At 42.0% G+C, this 15,991-nt stretch carries 16 protein-coding genes; 11 read left to right on the top strand and 5 right to left on the bottom strand.

What is annotated here, in order from left to right; translation table 11 throughout:
• Window positions 1-2 precede the first annotated feature (2 nt).
• The 4 genes from TES1_RS09020 (at window position 3) to TES1_RS09005 (ending at window position 3,058) form a co-directional block, all read left to right on the top strand.
• Entirely contained in the window at window positions 3-629 is a 627-nt protein-coding gene (locus TES1_RS09020; RefSeq protein ID WP_042682083.1) for an METTL5 family protein, read from the top strand.
• A gap of 74 nt (window positions 630-703) precedes the next feature.
• Window positions 704-1,318, top strand: a complete 615-nt coding sequence (locus TES1_RS09015; protein WP_042682082.1) for a MarC family protein — start codon at window positions 704-706, stop codon at window positions 1,316-1,318.
• Between the two features lie 52 nt (window positions 1,319-1,370).
• Window positions 1,371-2,684: a histidine--tRNA ligase gene (gene hisS, locus TES1_RS09010; RefSeq protein WP_042682080.1), complete on the top strand. Its 1,314-nt coding sequence runs from the start codon at window positions 1,371-1,373 to the stop codon at window positions 2,682-2,684.
• Between the two features lie 56 nt (window positions 2,685-2,740).
• Window positions 2,741-3,058 carry a hypothetical protein gene (locus tag TES1_RS09005; RefSeq protein ID WP_042682078.1) on the top strand — a complete coding sequence of 106 codons (318 nt, stop codon included), beginning with the start codon at window positions 2,741-2,743 and terminating at the stop codon, window positions 3,056-3,058.
• Between the two features lie 2 nt (window positions 3,059-3,060).
• Here TES1_RS09005 and TES1_RS11195 read toward each other — a convergent pair whose 3' ends face one another.
• From TES1_RS11195 to TES1_RS08990, 4 genes are all read right to left on the bottom strand, one after another.
• Window positions 3,061-3,189 carry a hypothetical protein gene (locus tag TES1_RS11195; protein ID WP_265100812.1) on the bottom strand — a complete coding sequence of 43 codons (129 nt, stop codon included), beginning with the start codon at window positions 3,187-3,189 and terminating at the stop codon, window positions 3,061-3,063.
• 33 nt (window positions 3,190-3,222) lie between these two features.
• A complete protein-coding gene (locus TES1_RS09000) occupies window positions 3,223-4,044 on the bottom strand; it encodes a phospholipase D-like domain-containing protein (protein WP_051408215.1) in 822 nt (273 codons plus the stop codon).
• Window positions 4,045-4,091: 47 nt separating this feature from the next.
• Entirely contained in the window at window positions 4,092-5,474 is a 1,383-nt protein-coding gene (locus TES1_RS08995) for an acetyl ornithine aminotransferase family protein (protein ID WP_042682077.1), read from the bottom strand.
• Window positions 5,475-5,559: 85 nt separating this feature from the next.
• Entirely contained in the window at window positions 5,560-7,107 is a 1,548-nt protein-coding gene (locus TES1_RS08990; RefSeq protein ID WP_042682075.1) for an alanine/glycine:cation symporter family protein, read from the bottom strand.
• 585 nt (window positions 7,108-7,692) lie between these two features.
• Between TES1_RS08990 and alaS the strand changes: the two genes are divergently transcribed.
• Complete coding sequence (alaS, locus tag TES1_RS08985; protein WP_042682073.1) at window positions 7,693-10,428, top strand: alanine--tRNA ligase; 2,736 nt, start codon at window positions 7,693-7,695, stop codon at window positions 10,426-10,428.
• A 12-nt stretch (window positions 10,429-10,440) separates the two neighbouring features.
• A complete protein-coding gene (locus tag TES1_RS08980) occupies window positions 10,441-10,830 on the top strand; it encodes a hypothetical protein (RefSeq protein ID WP_042682071.1) in 390 nt (129 codons plus the stop codon).
• Here the strand turns inward: TES1_RS08980 and TES1_RS08975 are convergent.
• Entirely contained in the window at window positions 10,817-11,575 is a 759-nt protein-coding gene (locus tag TES1_RS08975) for a Nif3-like dinuclear metal center hexameric protein (RefSeq protein WP_042682070.1), read from the bottom strand. The two genes, TES1_RS08980 and TES1_RS08975, sit on opposite strands and share 14 nt — an antisense overlap.
• A gap of 108 nt (window positions 11,576-11,683) precedes the next feature.
• Between TES1_RS08975 and TES1_RS08970 the strand changes: the two genes are divergently transcribed.
• The 5 genes from TES1_RS08970 (at window position 11,684) to TES1_RS08950 (ending at window position 15,982) form a co-directional block, all read left to right on the top strand.
• Window positions 11,684-13,453, top strand: coding sequence for a tRNA uridine(34) 5-carboxymethylaminomethyl modification radical SAM/GNAT enzyme Elp3 (locus TES1_RS08970; RefSeq protein ID WP_042682068.1), 1,770 nt, complete (start codon window positions 11,684-11,686; stop codon window positions 13,451-13,453).
• 9 nt (window positions 13,454-13,462) lie between these two features.
• Window positions 13,463-13,972: a YkgJ family cysteine cluster protein gene (locus TES1_RS08965; RefSeq protein WP_042682066.1), complete on the top strand. Its 510-nt coding sequence runs from the start codon at window positions 13,463-13,465 to the stop codon at window positions 13,970-13,972.
• Between the two features lie 27 nt (window positions 13,973-13,999).
• On the top strand, window positions 14,000-14,584 hold the full coding sequence (locus TES1_RS08960) for a hypothetical protein (RefSeq protein ID WP_144080607.1): 585 nt from the start codon (window positions 14,000-14,002) through the stop codon (window positions 14,582-14,584).
• A 39-nt stretch (window positions 14,585-14,623) separates the two neighbouring features.
• Window positions 14,624-15,136: a PUA domain-containing protein gene (locus TES1_RS08955; protein WP_042682062.1), complete on the top strand. Its 513-nt coding sequence runs from the start codon at window positions 14,624-14,626 to the stop codon at window positions 15,134-15,136.
• A gap of 102 nt (window positions 15,137-15,238) precedes the next feature.
• Entirely contained in the window at window positions 15,239-15,982 is a 744-nt protein-coding gene (locus tag TES1_RS08950) for a KaiC domain-containing protein (RefSeq protein ID WP_042682060.1), read from the top strand.
• Window positions 15,983-15,991: the final 9 nt, after the last annotated feature.

The following is a 15,991-nucleotide window of genomic DNA, read 5'->3' as shown; positions in this document are numbered from 1 at the left end:
TCATGAAGAAGAAACATCTCGCAATGATTCTATCAAAACTCAGGGGGTTTGAAAATCCTAAATCAGAGCTGGAGCAGTATAGAACACCTGGAAATGTTGCAGCTGAGCTTTTATGGTTAGCTTATTCTTTGGACGACGTTGAAGACAAAGTTATAGCTGATTTAGGCGCTGGCACTGGAGTTTTAAGTATAGGGGCTTGTCTCCTAGGTGCAGAAAAGGTCTATGCTGTTGAGATAGATGAGAATGCTTTGAGAATAGCAGAAGAAAATGTAAAGGCTTTGGGTGTAGAAACCTGTGTTGAGCTAATTTTGTCCGATGTGAGCTTTTTTGATAAGCGGGTTAATACTGTCATTATGAATCCACCATTTGGCTCTCAAAATCCAAAAGCAGACAGACCTTTTCTCCTCAAGGCTTTTGAGATAAGTAAAGTTATTTACTCAATACATCTGGCAAAGCCTGAAGTTAGGAAATTCATTGAGGCTTTTGTGAGGGATAATGGCTTTATAATAACACACCGACTAACAGTTGACTTTGAAATTCCGGCTCAGTTCTTCTTTCATCGAAAGAGGTTGGAGAGGATAAAGGTTGACATATACCGTTTTGAGAGGGCTCAGCCAACCGAGCGCTAATCACCAATCATCCAGTGCCGGTGTCATCATCGCATAACTTTATAAGCTGTCCATCGTTCAAAAGGTTGATGCCAATGATTGGAGAAATCCTTAGCGCTTCACTGCTGATGCTAATCATGATTGATCCGAGCGATAAGATACTCTTGGTTAGCTTACTTAGGGAGGACTTTCATATAGAAGACATAAAGCAGCTCATCATTAGAGCAAACTTAATCGGTTTTATCCTGCTCATAATCTTTGCCGTAGCTGGTAAAATAATTCTGCAGGATATTTTTCACATTGATTTGAATGCCTTGAAGATTGCTGGAGGATTTGTTCTGTTTAAAATAGGTCTTGAGGCACTGGAAGGCGGTGGTATGGTAACGCTCAAGAAGGAGAAGAACATCTTAGCCTTGGCTGCCGTTCCGGTTGCAACTCCTCTTATAGCAGGACCTGCTGCAATAACAACTGCAATTACCCTGACAGCTGAGTATGGGATAAAGATCTCTGCCTCGGCTATCTCAATAGCGATTTTGCTAACTGCTCTGCTGATGTTTGTAACGCTCTACATGATTCAGAACATCAATAAAACGACCTTGGGTGTTTTCATTAGGATAATAGGTCTCTTTACGATGGCAATTGGTGCACAAATGATGGTTGAAGGCGTTGGTGGGATTTTCCTCAGACTGCTTCAAAGCTCAACTGCCTGAAGCAAATAACTTTTAAGGTTTTTTGCATTCTTAATGGCAGGAAGGTGATAAAATGGTAAAGGAGAGAATTGAGAGGGTAAAAGGAACGAGAGATTTGCTTCCAGAGGACATGGCTAAAAGGAGATGGGTGTTTGAGAGAATAAGAGAGGTCTTTGAGGTTTATGGCTTTAAAGAAATCCTCACCCCAACCTTTGAGTACACCAAACTCTTTCAGCTTAGGAGCGGAGAGGAAGTTGTGAAGCAGCTCTATGCATTTAAGGACAAAGGTGGAAGAGACATCTCTTTGAGACCTGATCTGACCTCAAGCGTAGCTCGCTTATTTGTTAATAAATTCCAGAATGCTCCAAAGCCTGTGAAGTGGTACTACATAACTAACATGTTTCGCTATGAAGAACCTCAAAGCGGCCGCTTGAGGGAGTTCTGGCAGGCTGGCGTTGAGCTGATAGGTTCAGCGAACATCGAGGCTGATGCCGAGGTAATAGCCCTAATGATTGAGAGCTATCTTGCAACAGATCTTAAGGAGTTCACCGTTAATATAGGTGATAGAGTTCTTTTAGATGAGTTTGCTAAAATGTTAGGCGTTGAAGATGATATTGGCTTAATGCGCTTGATTGATAAGAAAGACAAGATGAGCAGAGAAGATTTTATTGCTTCACTCAAGGACTTTGGACTGAGCGATGATGCTATTGACAAAGTTCTCTTTTTGATTGAGCTTAAAGGAAAGCCTGACGAGATTTTGCCAAAGGCTTATGAGCTTTTCAAGAGTGATAAGGCTAAAGAAGAGCTTAAAAAGATTGAGGAGTTATTTGAACTCCTAAAGGCTTATGGTGTTTATGATTACGCTTTAATTGACTTTGGAATCGCAAGAGGCTTTGACTATTACACGAGCATTGTATTTGAAGCGATAGCTCCTAACGAGCTGGGAATAGGTTCCATCGGGGGCGGTGGGAGGTATGACAACTTAATAGAGGTCTTCGGTGGAAAACCAACACCAGCCACAGGATTCGCTATTGGAATTGAAAGGTTGATCCCAATCTTAGAAAGCAAAGGTCTTTTGCCCAGCTTTAGGTTAAGCCCAGATGTCTTTGTGATTTATATTGGAAAGGAGTTTGAAGTCAGGGCTAAGGCGATAGAGATAACCCAAGCCCTTAGGAAAGCTGGAATAAAAGCGGAGTATGATCTGCAGGGCAGAAAGCTGAGGAAAGCTTTGGAGTATGCTGATAAGCTTGAAATACCCGTTGTTATAATACTTGGAAAGAGGGATTTGGCTGAAGGAAAAGTCACGATTAGGGATATGGCAACTGGAGAACAGAAGAGCGTTGCAATTGAAAAGATAGTTGAGGAAGTTAAGGAAATGCTTGGGTGATGATTAAACCCGTTGCTGACAGGTGATGAGAGGACTGACTAGCTGACGGGATTAACATGAACAGGAAAATTTTTGCCTTCCTCTATATCTTTACTGGAGCAGTAGGGATAATGGCAACTCTACTGTATCCCGGATTTTATCCGCCAACTCCAGTTAATCCAATTCTCTTTTCAGCTTTTCTCATCTTTGGTCTGCATCTCTACGACGTTAAGAAGGCAGAAATTTACGGAATGTTTTTGCTGTTGCTTTTACTGTCTCTTGGAATTGAATTTTACTACCTCCTGAATGCTCAGCTTAAAAATGCCGCTCTTTTCCTAATAACTCCCTTGTTCGTGGGTATTAAGTTTGCTATAGCGTATTCCCAAAACTCGTGACTTCAAGTGTTCTTCCTTTTAATTTCAAACTTGTTTTTCTTCCTTTCAAAGCGCCATTTTTCAATTGCTCTTATGAATGGACATCTTCTCTTCCATTCTGCAAAGAATTCTTTAAGCCCCATGCTTTTCACCTGAATAAAAGTTTAAATGAAAAGTTTAAAGGTTTATTGGATGCTCATTATGTAGCTTATCACTTCTTGAGCAACTTCTTTGGATTTGATCTCAACGCTGACTTCATTATTCCAGTAAAGACCGCTCTCGCTCCAGTTATGGCTTCCAATGAATGCAACTTTTCCATCAATGACGACAATCTTTGCGTGAAGAGTTCTGTCTGGAGAATCAAAGCGAACTTTAATGCCATTAGTTCTTAAATAGCTGTAAGCAGCTTGATTAATCTCAACGGAATTTTCTAAAACAACATAAATGTTAAGTCCTCTCTTCTTTGCCCTAACCAATGCCCTACTTAAGTCATTAGCCCAGTCAAAGGAGTCGCCTGCATCGTATTTCATGAGGAACATAGCTATGTATATGCTTTCGTTTGCTTCCTCTATTGTCTTCAAGACCTCGTAATAATATTCTCTGCCAAAAAGCACTCTAAACTCAGAGTTTTGTTGTGTGCTTTTCTGAAGCAAACAGGATAAATAAGCACTTTCAAGCTGGTTTATCTTTTCCTTCTGCTCTATTATTGTCTCGTTTTGGGAGCTTAATATTGAGAGGCAAGAAGTTAAGCTTTGATTCAACCGAACAACAGTTTGATTCAACTCTTTTATAGTAGAATTAAGCTGTTTGAGTTTTTCAATAGGTGTGAAGGTCTCGGTCATAGTTTTTGTCTCTGTCTCAGTTGTTGTTTCTCTTACAGTTTTGGTTGTAGTTTCGGTCACGGTTTCTTTAACAGTCTCTGTAACCGTTGTGCTTGTATATTTTTGTCCTCCCAAACACCCAGCTGAAAAGATGATAAAAATCAGCAACAATGCAGTCTTTCTCATGGTTTCACCTTAAAAATAGAAGGAAGAAAGCTTAAAAAGAAATCGCTTCAGTGCCAAGTAACAACTTTGTGAGTAACTTTTCCGGCCAATGCATCTTTCAAAGCTTGCTCCATAATCTCTAATCCTTTCTCTGCTACTCCTTCGGTTATAACTAGTGGAGGTGTAATTCTGATGACATTTCCAAACATTCCATAGCTCGGCAGAATTAAGCCGAGTTCAAAGGCTCTCCAGCATATCTTCCCAGTTAGCTCCGGGTCTGGTTTGTCATCTGGCTTAACGATTTCAACGCCAATCATCAGTCCTTTTCCTCTAACGTCGCCAATAACATCATACTTTTCCTGCATCTCTTTTAAGCGTTTCATTATGAATGCTCCAACCTTTTGAGCGTTCTCAATAACCTTTTCTTCCTCAATTATTTTCAACGTAGCATAGGCTGCCGCTGAAATCACTGGATTTGCTGCTGGTGTGAGCAAAGCAGAACCGCTTGTCATATCCATTAGCTCAGCCTTCCCTATAACTCCGCTCAGCCCCATTCCACTGGCAACTCCCTTTCCAAAGGAAATGAAGTCAGGCTTTATCTTAAACCACTCTGTTGCAAACCATTTTCCAGTCCTTCCGATGCCCGTTTGAACTTCATCCATCGCCAAGAGAATGCCGTGTTCATCTAAAACTTTCTTCAGCTCTTTGAAAAAGTTCTCCGGTGGAACAACTATCCCGGCATCGCCTTGAATTGGCTCCGCTATTAGAACAGCAACTTCATCTGGAGGAACTACATGGGCTAAAACGTAGTTCTCAAGATAATCCAAAAAGTGGTTTATTAGTTCATCGGGCTCTTCATACCCATTAATTCCCCAAATGTTACGATATGGATTGGGATATGGAATCCACACGACATTAGGTACTAGAGGTGAGAATCCCCTCTTCTGGGAGCTCTGGAATGCGGCTATTGATGTGGCTCCATAAGTTTGCCCATGATAAGCTCCAATGAATGCTATGAACCATGGCTTCCTTGTGGCAAAGCGGGCAACCTTCATAGTCAAATCCATTGCGTCACTCCCGCTCAGGCCAAAGAGTATCTTTGGATTTTCAATTGGAGCTTTTTCTGCTAAAATTTCGGCAACTTCAATAGCTCTTTTGCTGTAAGTATAGCCTATCATGGAGTGCTGAATCTTTGCTACCTGCTCTTGAACTTCATTTACAAGCTTGGGATGAGCATAGCCTGTTGAAGCTGCAGCGGCTCCAGCTAAGAAGTCAATGAAAACATTCCCATCAACATCCTCTATTAATGCTCCATGTCCTCTCTCTGGTACAACGGGAAAAAGTTTAACACCGAGGCCAGAAGAGATAACCTTCTTTTCCCTCTCAATCAGCTCTTTTGCCTTTGGTCCCGGAGGTTTAACAACTATCTTTGGAAATTCATTAAAAGTCATAAAATCACCTCAAATTTGTATTTCCAATCCAAGCTTTTCTGGGTTAAAACTAAAAATCAAAAAGAAGAAAAATGGAAAACTAAGTTCATGGATTCGCTGTGACGAACTCGTCGGTATACCTCTTAATGACTGTGTAAAGCAGTATTAGACCGATTAAGTTTGGTATTGCCATCAGACCGTTCATCATATCCGAGAATGTCCAGACGTTTTCTAGGACTGTTGTTGCACCGATGTATATGAACACAACGAAGAGCAGGTTGTATACTAGGTGAAGTTTTGGATAAAGCTTTGCGAACTTCTCTGGATCGCCTTCAATCCACTTAGCTAGATACATGATGTTCTGCCTTCCGTAGAATGACCATGCTAAGACTGTTGAATATGCGAAGAGTATGACACCGATAACAACCATTATCTCACCGATGTGTCCAAAGGCTCTTGCAAATGCTTCCTGTGTCAATGCTGTACTTGTCTTGTCCGTTTGCCAAGCACCTGTTGCTACGATTGAAATTCCGGTAAGTGAACAGATAATGAGCGTGTCAATGAACGGTCCAAGCATGGCAACGTGAGCCTGTCTTGATGGGTGATCTGTTCTTGCAGCTGCGTGGGCAAGTGTTGCCGTACCAAGTCCAGCCTCGTTGGAGAACAGACCTCTTGCCACACCCCACCTTATGGTTGTACCAACTGCACCACCAGCCACTGCGCTTCCAGTGAATGCGTCCTTGAAGATTAGAGCAATTGCACTTGGCAATTGTCCCGCAAACTTAATCCAGACTCCAATTGCGAAGAGGAAGTAGATTATTGCCATAAATGGAACTAAAGCCTCTGCAACCTCACCAATTCTCTTAATTCCACCAACGATAACTATGAACGTCAGGAACGCGAAGAATGCTCCACTTGCCCATTCTGGAACGTTAAATGCAACCTTCATTCCCAATGCCAGTGAGTTTGCCTGTGTCATGTTACCAATACCAAATGCTGAGATTGCAGCAAATAGTGCAAATAATATTGCAAGGGTCTTTCCAAGCTTTGGAAGTGAGTTTTCATTCAAGAGGGCTAGTGCCAACAGTGCAAAGAGCAGTGCAATTATTATTGCTAAAATCTTGAGACCTCCACCTAGTCTAAGAGCTTCGTAGCCAATGAAGATCGCAAATAGCAATGTAAATCCTGCGGCAAGATATCTTGCTGTTGGTGATATTTTTTCTTCTGCAAGACCTCTCTCAAGGAAGTTGAAAGTTCCACCTATCATTGTCCCATCTGGCAGCTTGCTTCTGAATGCAACACCCAAGAGACCCTCTGAGTATCTGGTTGCCATACCGACCAATGCTGTAACCCACATCCAGAACAGTGCTCCAGGACCACCAAGGTGAATTGCAGTTGCGACACCGGCTATGTTTCCAATACCTACTGTTCCAGCTATAGTTGCCATTAATGCTTGGAATGGTGTAATGTCACCTTCACCTTGCTTTTTTCTCCCCTCAAAGAGGGTAAATCTAATTGACCATCCAAGTCTGCGAAACTGAATTCCCTTTAGGACTATAGTGAGGAAGAGCCCTGTACCAACAAGCAAAATCATTATGGGAGGACCCCAAACCATGCCATCCAGCCAATTAATAAATTCCATTATGGCTCCCATATAGACACCTCCAAACTATTTAGGTTTCTTCTGAACTATACTGTACTATAAAGTAGAGTATTACTGCACTAATGTACTTTACGGAACTATATTAGTATCGGCAAAATATTTAAGGATTTTGGCTAATTGTTGAAGTTTAACTCAAGTAATTTTTACATTGCTTTGTATATGGCAAGTTTTATTTTAATTTTTAATTATGTGAAAAATGAAACGAGGAACAAAGTTAATATATAAGGACAATCACACAAATGGAGGATACAAGGAATGATGAGTCTGGAGCCCCCTGAATTAGTGATGAAGTTTCGCGGGTCTGACCGATTTTATTCATGCCTTAAAAGAAGGGATTATGCAAAGAATTTGTTGAGGAAATTGGAATAATAGAACTTAATACCCAGCTAAGAGTTAGGATAAAGATTTATAAGCTCATCATTGAAAACCAAACAACTCACAGAGATGTTCAAAAATATGAAGTTCCTAATTATCATAATAATTGAGAACAGAAATGAGTAAACTTAATATAACTCCACTTTTCTGTTGTTTTTAAGGTGAGTACTTTTTATTGTTAATTTTGGAAGGGTGATTAAAATGTCAATGGATATGACAACGAGGATGTTTAAAGAGGAAGGATGGATAAGGAAGACCTGTAAAGTCTGTGGAAAACCTTTCTGGACGCTCGATCCAGACAGAGAGACCTGTGGAGATCCTCCGTGTGATGAGTATCAGTTCATAGGAAAGCCGGGCATTCCAAAGAAATACACGCTTGATGAAATGAGAGAGGCATTCTTGAGCTTTTTCGAGAGACATGGGCACGGAAGGGTTAAGAGATATCCAGTTCTGCCTAGATGGAGAGATGATGTTCTCCTTGTTGGGGCAAGCATTATGGACTTCCAACCTTGGGTCATCAGCGGAGAAGCTGATCCTCCAGCAAATCCGCTCACAATTTCCCAGCCTTCAATAAGGTTCACAGACATTGATAACGTTGGAATAACCGGGAGACACTTTACGATATTTGAGATGATGGCACATCATGCCTTCAACTATCCAGGCAAGCCGGTATACTGGATGGATGAGACTGTCGAACTTGCTTTCAAGTTCTTCACCAAGGATCTGAAGATGAAGCCTGAAGACATAACTTTCAAAGAGAACCCATGGGCAGGTGGAGGAAACGCTGGACCAGCTTTTGAAGTCCTTTATAGAGGTTTAGAGGTTGCTACTCTTGTGTTTATGCAGTATAAGCTAGCACCTCCTGGAACTCCGGATGACCAAGTTGTAATCATCAAAGGCGATAGATATGTTCCAATGGATACTAAGGTCGTTGATACAGGTTACGGTCTTGAAAGATTGGTTTGGATGAGTCAAGGTACTCCAACGGCTTACGATGCTGTCTTAGGTTATGTCATTGAACCCCTCAAGAGAATGGCTGGCATTGAGAAAATTGACGACAGGATTTTAATGGAAAATTCAAGGCTGGCTGGAATGTTTGACATCGAGGACATGGGTGACCTCAAAGTTTTGAGAAGAGAAGTTGCGAGCAGAGTTGGGATAAGCGTTGAGGAACTTGAAAGGCTTATAAGACCCTACGAGCTTATCTATGCAATAGCTGACCACACAAAGGCCTTAACTTTCATGCTGGCTGATGGAGTTGTTCCTTCAAACGTTAAAGCTGGTTACCTTGCTCGTTTGTTGATAAGAAAGAGCATCAGGCATTTAAGAGAGCTTGGCTTGGAGATTCCGCTCAGCGAAATCGTTGCCATGCACATAAAAGCCCTTCACAAAACATTCCCAGAGTTCAAGGAGATGAAAGATGTCATTTTGGACATGATTAACGTGGAAGAGAAGAGATATCAAGAAACCCTTAAGAGAGGCTCCGATTTGGTCAGAAGAGAAATTAAGAAGCTTAGGAAAGAAGGCAAAGACGAAATTCCACTGGAGAAGCTCATACTGTTCTACGAGAGCCACGGCTTAACGCCAGAGATTGTTAAGGAGATAGCAGAGAAAGAGGGTATAAAGGTTCACATACCCGACAACTTCTATAGCTTAGTAGCAAAGGAAGCAGAAAAGACGGCAAAAGAGGAAAAAGAGGAGCAAATCGTTGATTTTGAGCTTGTGAGGGATTTGCCAGATACGAGAACGCTTTACTATGAAGACCCGTTCATGAAGGAGTTTGATGCTAAAGTTCTCAAGGTCATTGATGAGTGGGTCGTTCTTGATAAAACGGCATTCTATCCAGAGGGTGGAGGCCAGCCGTATGACACTGGTGAGCTTAACGGTGTCGAAGTCTTTGAGGTTCAGAAAGTTGGAAAGGTGATACTCCACAGAGTTAAGGAGCCAGAGAAGTTTAAAGAAGGAATGACAGTTCACGGAAAAATCGACTGGGAGAGAAGAATCCAGCATATGAGACACCATACTGGAACCCACGTTCTGATGGGAGCTTTGGTGAGGGTTCTTGGCAGGCACGTCTGGCAAGCCGGTTCACAGCTGAGCACAGATTGGGCGAGGTTGGATATTTCTCACTACAAGCGCATTAGTGAAGAGGAGCTGAAGGAAATAGAGAGGCTTGCTAATAAGGTTGTCATGGAGGACAGAAAAGTCACTTGGGAATGGTTACCGAGAACAGAGGCAGAACAGAAGTACGGCTTTAGGCTTTATCAAGGTGGAGTTGTGCCGGGAAGAGTCATTAGGGTTCTTAAGATTGAAGATTGGGATGTTCAGGCATGTGGTGGAACTCACTTGCCAAGTACTGGCTTAGTCGGTCCAATAAAGATACTTAGAACTGAGAGGATTCAAGATGGGGTTGAAAGAATTATCTTCGCATGCGGTGAAGCTGCGATAAAAGAGTGGCAGAAGGAGAGGGACATAATAAAGAAGACGAGTGAAGTCTTCAGAGTTCCGCCTGAAAAGCTGCCGGAAACAGCTGAGAAGTTCTTTGAGGAATGGAAGCAGGCTAGGAAAGAGGTTGAAAAGCTCAAGAAAGAATTGGCTAAGCTTCTCGTTTACGAGCTTGAGAGCAAAGTTGAGAAGATTGGCGAAATTGAGTTCATCGGAGATATTGTTGAGGGGGACTTAGACCACTTAAGAGAAGCAGCACTTAAGTTAAAGAAACCCAATAGAGTGATTGCAATTATAAGCGAAGACACGAACGCTGTGGTCGTTGCAGTTGGCGATGTTCTTGACTTCAAAGCTGGCGAGCTTATAAGGGTTATAACTTCAATCGCTGGTGGTGGCGGTGGAGGAAAGAAGGACTTAGCCCAAGGAAAGATAAAGGATGTAAGAAAGGCAAGAGAAGCTTTGGAGGGGCTTAAGAAGAGGCTCTCCTCTTGATTTATCTTTATTTTGGAGGTTTTAGAAATTAAAGTTAAATCTCTTCTAAAAGAAGCTGAGGAACTCTGTGCTCTCCATGGGTTCAGAGCAGTTAGAGAGTTTCGAAGTAAAGATGGAAGCAGGATTGACTTGGTAATTCTCAAGGAGGATGGAAAAGTCCTAGCAGTCGAATTCGAAAACTCCTATAAGTGGATAAAGCAGCGCATCCTATACAATGCTGTGAAAGCTAAAAGAGCTGGATTTAATAGGCTTGTGATAGTTTATCCTTTTAACAATGACCCTTTAAGTAGAAGCTGGGTTGAAGAATATGTTAAAGATGAATTAGGGGTTGAACTAATTCTTGTTAAGCCTGATGGCTTTCTCTCAACATTAAAAGAAAGTTTAAAAGTCAAAGACCAGTAGGATTATCAATGAAGACTGTCTTAACTTCAAACTTTTCTCTTAGGAGGGGCATTAGTGCCTTAACACCTAAAGTTTCTGTTGCATAATGTCCAGCTGCGAGAACACTCAGCCTTAGGTCTTCAGCTGTTCTGTAGTTTCCATGAGTGAACTCGCCCGTTATGAACAAATCAACATTCTTTTTCACAGCTTCTTCAATTGCAAATCCTCCAGCTCCGCTTATGACTCCTACCCTTTTGATTTCCTGCCTTCCGAACTCATAGCTCTTCACATAGTCAATTTTTAGTTTTTCCACCAAAATTTGAGCTATCAGCGGCAGAGGCTTTGGCTCTTCAAATTCGCCGATAAATCCGATTGTAACACCTCCATAGTCTCCGAAAGGCTCTTTAGGCTCTAAATCGAGGAGCTTTAAAAGTTGGGCGTTGTTTCCAACTTCTGGGTGGGCATCTAAGGGAACATGGGCAACGTAGAGGTTTATATCATTCTCGAGGAGGAACTTGAGCCTCTTCTGAATGAGTCCCGTTATATAATCAACTCCTCCCCAGACTATGCCGTGATGGACTATTATCATGTCAGCCTTGAATGCTTTTGCTTTTACAAAAGTATCTAAGCATGCATCGACGGCAAAGGCTATTGTGTTAACTTCGCTCTTCCCTTCAACCTGGAGACCGTTTTTTGATTTGTCCGGGAAGGCTTTTATGTTCAAATACTCATCGAGAAAGCTTACAATCTCGTCTCTGCTCGCCATTTTCATTCACCAGCCAAATTATTTACTAAGTGGATATAAACTGACAACCTTTTTAAGCTAACTCGCTTTCCTTAAACCAAAGGGTGAGACTTTAGAGGTGTGAGGATAATGGATGCTTACAGAAAAGCCTGCGAGGAAATCGCTCAGATGATAATTTCGGGTGAGATTAAAAGCAGAGAGGAATTAAACAAGGTTAAGGTTAGAGTTGCGAGAAAATATCATTTGAGCAAGCTTCCCGGTAACGCTGACATCTTGAGAGTTATGACCAAGGAGGATAGGGAGAAGTTCAAAGATTTCCTTAAGAAGAAGCCCACGAGAACAATAAGCGGTGTTGCAGTTGTTGCAATGATGACAAAGCCTTTTCCATGTCCTCATGGCAGATGCATTTATTGTCCTGGAGGCCCTACTGAAGGTTCGCCGCAGAGCTACACTGGAAAAGAACCGTCAGCTTTGAGAGCAATTCAAAGTGCTTATCACCCTTACATAATCATGCTCCGCCGTTTAAAGCAACTCTATGACATAGGACATGACATTGATAAGGTTGAAGTGATTATTCAAGGCGGAACATTTCCAGCAATGGACTTGGATTATCAAGAATGGTTCATAAAAAATGCATTTAAGGCAATGAATGACTTTCCTTACTTTAAGGACATAGAGAACCTTGAGGAAAAGCTGATTAGGGTTTTAGTTAAAAAAGACTACTCGGTATTTGATGAAGACCCGAAGTTTAAAGCCGCTTGGGAGAGAACTCATAAGAAAAAGTACTATTACCTCGAAGACGAGCAGAGAAAGAATGAGAAGGCAAAGGTCAGAATGGTCGGCTTGACTATTGAAACTCGTCCAGATTGGTCTTTTGAGAGACACATTGATAGAATGCTCGCCTTTGGTACTACAAGAGTAGAGCTTGGTGTTCAAACTGTTTTCAACTTCATATATGAGAGAGTTAAGAGAGGGCATACTGTTGAAGACGTTGTTAGAGCGACTCAGCTTTTGAAGGATGCTGGACTTAAAATAAACTACCATATGATGCCCGGGTTGCCGGGAAGCAACTTTGAGAGAGATTTAAAGGCCTTCCAGATAATCTTTGAAGATTCTCGCTTTAAACCAGATATGCTGAAGATTTATCCGACGCTTGTAACGGAGGATACAATCCTGTACAAGTGGTACAAAGAAGGCAAGTATAGGCCATACACTACTGAAGAAGCAGTTGAGCTCCTTGTTGAGGTTTACAAGATAATTCCAAAGTGGGTTCGCGTTATGAGAATCCAAAGAGACATCCCCGTTCCTCTAATTGCTGCTGGGGTTAAGCACTCCAACTTAGGACAGCTCGTCTTCAACGAGCTCATCAAGAGAGGCATAAGGCCAAGAGAGATTAGATTCAGAGAAGTCGGTCATGTGATGCAGAAGTTTGGAATTCAGCCAGAAGTTGAGCATATAAAGCTTTTGAGAGAGGACTATGAGGCAAGCGAGGGCAGAGAAATTTTCCTCAGCTTTGAGGATGTTAAGAATGACATTCTCATAGGCTTCCTTAGGTTGAGGATTCCAAGCGAAAAAGCTCACCGTAAAGAAATCAACAGAGTACCATCAGCAATTGTTAGAGAGCTTCACGTTTACGGTCCGCTGGTGCCAATTGGAGGCAAACCTAAATACGAGTGGCAACACAGAGGATATGGAAGGGAGCTTTTGGCAGAGGCGGAGAGAATAGCGAGAGAGGAGTTTGATGTCAAGAAGATGCTTGTCATCAGCGGCGTTGGTGTTAGAGAATATTACAGAAAGTTCGGTTATAGAAAAGACGGTCCTTATGTGAGCAAGCGCCTGGATAAAAGCTATGCTGACTTTGGAAAGAGCAAAGAGTTTGATGCACATTTGAATACCTGAGGTGAGTCAATGAGATTCAAACCCAAACCTCTCAAAAGTGATGTTAAATTTGAGTGCAAATTCTGTATAGATTGCTGCCGTGGGAGGTTTATCTACCTCACACTTTACGACATCAAAAGGATAGCCGAGCATGACCATGATCCTCAAGATTTCGTTCTCTTCACAGCTGAAAACGGGAAAATCAGGTTTGTCTTGGCTTACAGGGAGTGGGATTTGGGTTGCGTCTTTCATGACCCAGAGACGGGCAAATGCAAAATCCATGACTACAATCCATTAGTCTGTCAGATTTACCCATTTATGGTCTCTCACAAACCTCTGGGCGTTGAAGGGGAAGAGTCTTTTGAATACAAAGGAGAAAAGCTCTGGCTGTATTATGATGAAAGCTGTCCAGGAATAGGGGAAGGAAAAGAAATCATCACAAGAGAAGAGATAGCCGAGCTTGGTTTGAAATTCAGGGAGGAGTTTGATAAGACTGATTTGGATGGGCTGAGTAGGATTTTAGACGAAGCCGAAAAGTAAATATAACACTACGTCATAATTTTAATTATGAGATGGAAGTCCGGTATCCTGTTGGCATGTTTTATGGTTCAGGCTGTGGTTAACCTTGCGTTCTACGGTTTTGTGCCAGTTATGTTTTTCAGCATCGTTCCAAGTTCTGCCTATCGTCATGTTGCATGGGCTGTACCATTTCTTATACTCGGTTACTTTGCTTTGGGGACAATTTCGCTTTACTACTTGGGGATTGCTACGAATTTCAAAAGAGCAAAAAAGTTTGGAGGAGTTTACTTTGTATTTGGCTTACTTGGATCGCTCTGGGCACTTCTTTATTTCATGAGAACCCCTGTGGAGACTCCCGTACTGTTCGCTGTTCTCGGGACATGGGCATCGTCTTCTCTGGTGGGGCTAATAATCTTTCTGAAAGGAAAGGGAGTCTCTGTGCATCCTGCTCCCTCCGTCATAGCGATTACTCTCCTAAGTGCTTCAGCTTTTCTCAGCGCCTTTTCTGCCCAGTGGCTGGTGAGTGACTACTATGTTCATGTGAAGATGGAGGAGAACATGCCCAAGAATGCCACGATAATTGTGGCTTATCCGGAACAGGTGCCTCCTCCAAATACCACAACCTCGAGCTAACCTTTTAAGGGACATTGTGTTAGTTAATTTTGAGTGAAAATGGGGCAGAAGATTAGATATCGAAGAGTTTCTTCATGGGAGTTTGACTTAATTTTGAGAGAAGCAGAAAAGTATGGCGAACTTAAGCACAGCTTTTTTGCAGTTGTTGAGGGCAAATTCAGAGATGTTTATGCTGTGAACGAGGAAGTTTGGAGAGAGATTGAAAATCTAAAGCTCAAGCCCTATTCCTTTGGGACTTTTGTTGGAACGATAAAAGTTGATGAAAATTTAGTGGAAAAATTCTATCCGAACATTGAGTTCTTCTACTTCGTTAATATTAAAAAGAACTATACCATCTTGAAGCCAAAGGCTGCTTTCCTTTTCACAACGGGCAAAGATGTTCCAAAAAGAGGCATTAAAGAATACAACTGGGAAGGTACAAAAAAGCTTGTTCTCTTCGATGAGAATGGAGTGATTTTGGGAATTGGCAGAATTCAGTCCAACAGTGAGAGAGCGTTCATCAAGAACATTACAGATGTTGGCGAGTTTATACGGCGGCACAGAAAAGCGTAACTTTTATATACCTCTACATTTATAGTATCTTTCGGTAATTAAAATCAGGGCTTTTTCTAATTATGTTAAAATAATCTAATTTTGATGATGGAGGTGGTGGGGATGGTTAAGCGGGTTAAGACGGGAATTCCGGGGATGGATGAGATACTTCACGGGGGTATACCAGAGAGGAATGTCGTTTTACTAAGCGGTGGGCCGGGAACTGGTAAGACAATTTTCAGTCAGCAGTTCTTATGGAACGGCCTCCAAATGGGTGAACCGGGCATATATGTTGCTTTAGAGGAGCATCCAGTCCAAGTGAGGCAGAACATGGCCCAATTTGGTTGGGATGTTAAAAAATATGAGGAGGAAGGTATGTTTGCAATGGTTGATGCCTTCACAGCTGGAATTGGGAAGTCAAAAGAATATGAAAAGTACATCGTCCACGACTTAACAGATTTGAGGGAGTTCATTGACGTTTTAAGGCAGGCAATTAAAGATATTGGAGCGAAGAGAGTTGTTGTTGACTCAGTTACAACACTCTACATAAACAAGCCCGCCATGGCGAGAAGTATAATCTTACAGCTCAAGAGAGTTTTAGCCGGAACAGGATGTACATCAATCTTTGTGAGCCAGATCAGTGTTGGGGAGAGGGGATTCGGTGGACCGGGAGTTGAACATGGTGTTGATGGCATCATAAGGCTCGACCTTGATGAGATTGATGGTGAGCTCAAGCGTTCCTTAATCGTCTGGAAGATGAGAGGGACATCACACTCAATGAGGAGACACCCATTTGACATTACTGACAAGGGGATAATTGTTTATCACGACAAAGTGCTGAAGAGAGGTAGAGTTTTAGAGTTGTGAGGAGGTGAT

The organism is Thermococcus paralvinellae (assembly GCF_000517445.1).
In the GTDB taxonomy this organism is placed as follows: Archaea; Methanobacteriota_B; Thermococci; order Thermococcales; family Thermococcaceae; genus Thermococcus_B; species Thermococcus_B paralvinellae.
Note: the sequence above shows the minus strand (reverse complement) of the source record. Positions and strands in the feature narration are given on the sequence as shown.

What these genes read in the sequence shown, in the direction of transcription:
- TES1_RS09020 (WP_042682083.1), top strand. Translation starts at nt 3, where the DNA reads ATGAAGAAGAAACATCTCGCAATGATTCTATCAAAACTCAGGGGGTTT.
- TES1_RS09015 (WP_042682082.1), top strand. Translation starts at nt 704, where the DNA reads ATGATTGGAGAAATCCTTAGCGCTTCACTGCTGATGCTAATCATGATT.
- hisS (WP_042682080.1), top strand. Translation starts at nt 1,371, where the DNA reads ATGGTAAAGGAGAGAATTGAGAGGGTAAAAGGAACGAGAGATTTGCTT.
- TES1_RS09005 (WP_042682078.1), top strand. Translation starts at nt 2,741, where the DNA reads ATGAACAGGAAAATTTTTGCCTTCCTCTATATCTTTACTGGAGCAGTA.
- TES1_RS09000 (WP_051408215.1), bottom strand. Translation starts at nt 4,044, where the DNA reads ATGAGAAAGACTGCATTGTTGCTGATTTTTATCATCTTTTCAGCTGGG.
- TES1_RS08995 (WP_042682077.1), bottom strand. Translation starts at nt 5,474, where the DNA reads ATGACTTTTAATGAATTTCCAAAGATAGTTGTTAAACCTCCGGGACCA.
- TES1_RS08990 (WP_042682075.1), bottom strand. Translation starts at nt 7,107, where the DNA reads ATGGGAGCCATAATGGAATTTATTAATTGGCTGGATGGCATGGTTTGG.
- alaS (WP_042682073.1), top strand. Translation starts at nt 7,693, where the DNA reads ATGTCAATGGATATGACAACGAGGATGTTTAAAGAGGAAGGATGGATA.
- TES1_RS08975 (WP_042682070.1), bottom strand. Translation starts at nt 11,575, where the DNA reads ATGGCGAGCAGAGACGAGATTGTAAGCTTTCTCGATGAGTATTTGAAC.
- TES1_RS08970 (WP_042682068.1), top strand. Translation starts at nt 11,684, where the DNA reads ATGGATGCTTACAGAAAAGCCTGCGAGGAAATCGCTCAGATGATAATT.
- TES1_RS08965 (WP_042682066.1), top strand. Translation starts at nt 13,463, where the DNA reads ATGAGATTCAAACCCAAACCTCTCAAAAGTGATGTTAAATTTGAGTGC.
- TES1_RS08960 (WP_144080607.1), top strand. Translation starts at nt 14,000, where the DNA reads ATGAGATGGAAGTCCGGTATCCTGTTGGCATGTTTTATGGTTCAGGCT.
- TES1_RS08955 (WP_042682062.1), top strand. Translation starts at nt 14,624, where the DNA reads ATGGGGCAGAAGATTAGATATCGAAGAGTTTCTTCATGGGAGTTTGAC.
- TES1_RS08950 (WP_042682060.1), top strand. Translation starts at nt 15,239, where the DNA reads ATGGTTAAGCGGGTTAAGACGGGAATTCCGGGGATGGATGAGATACTT.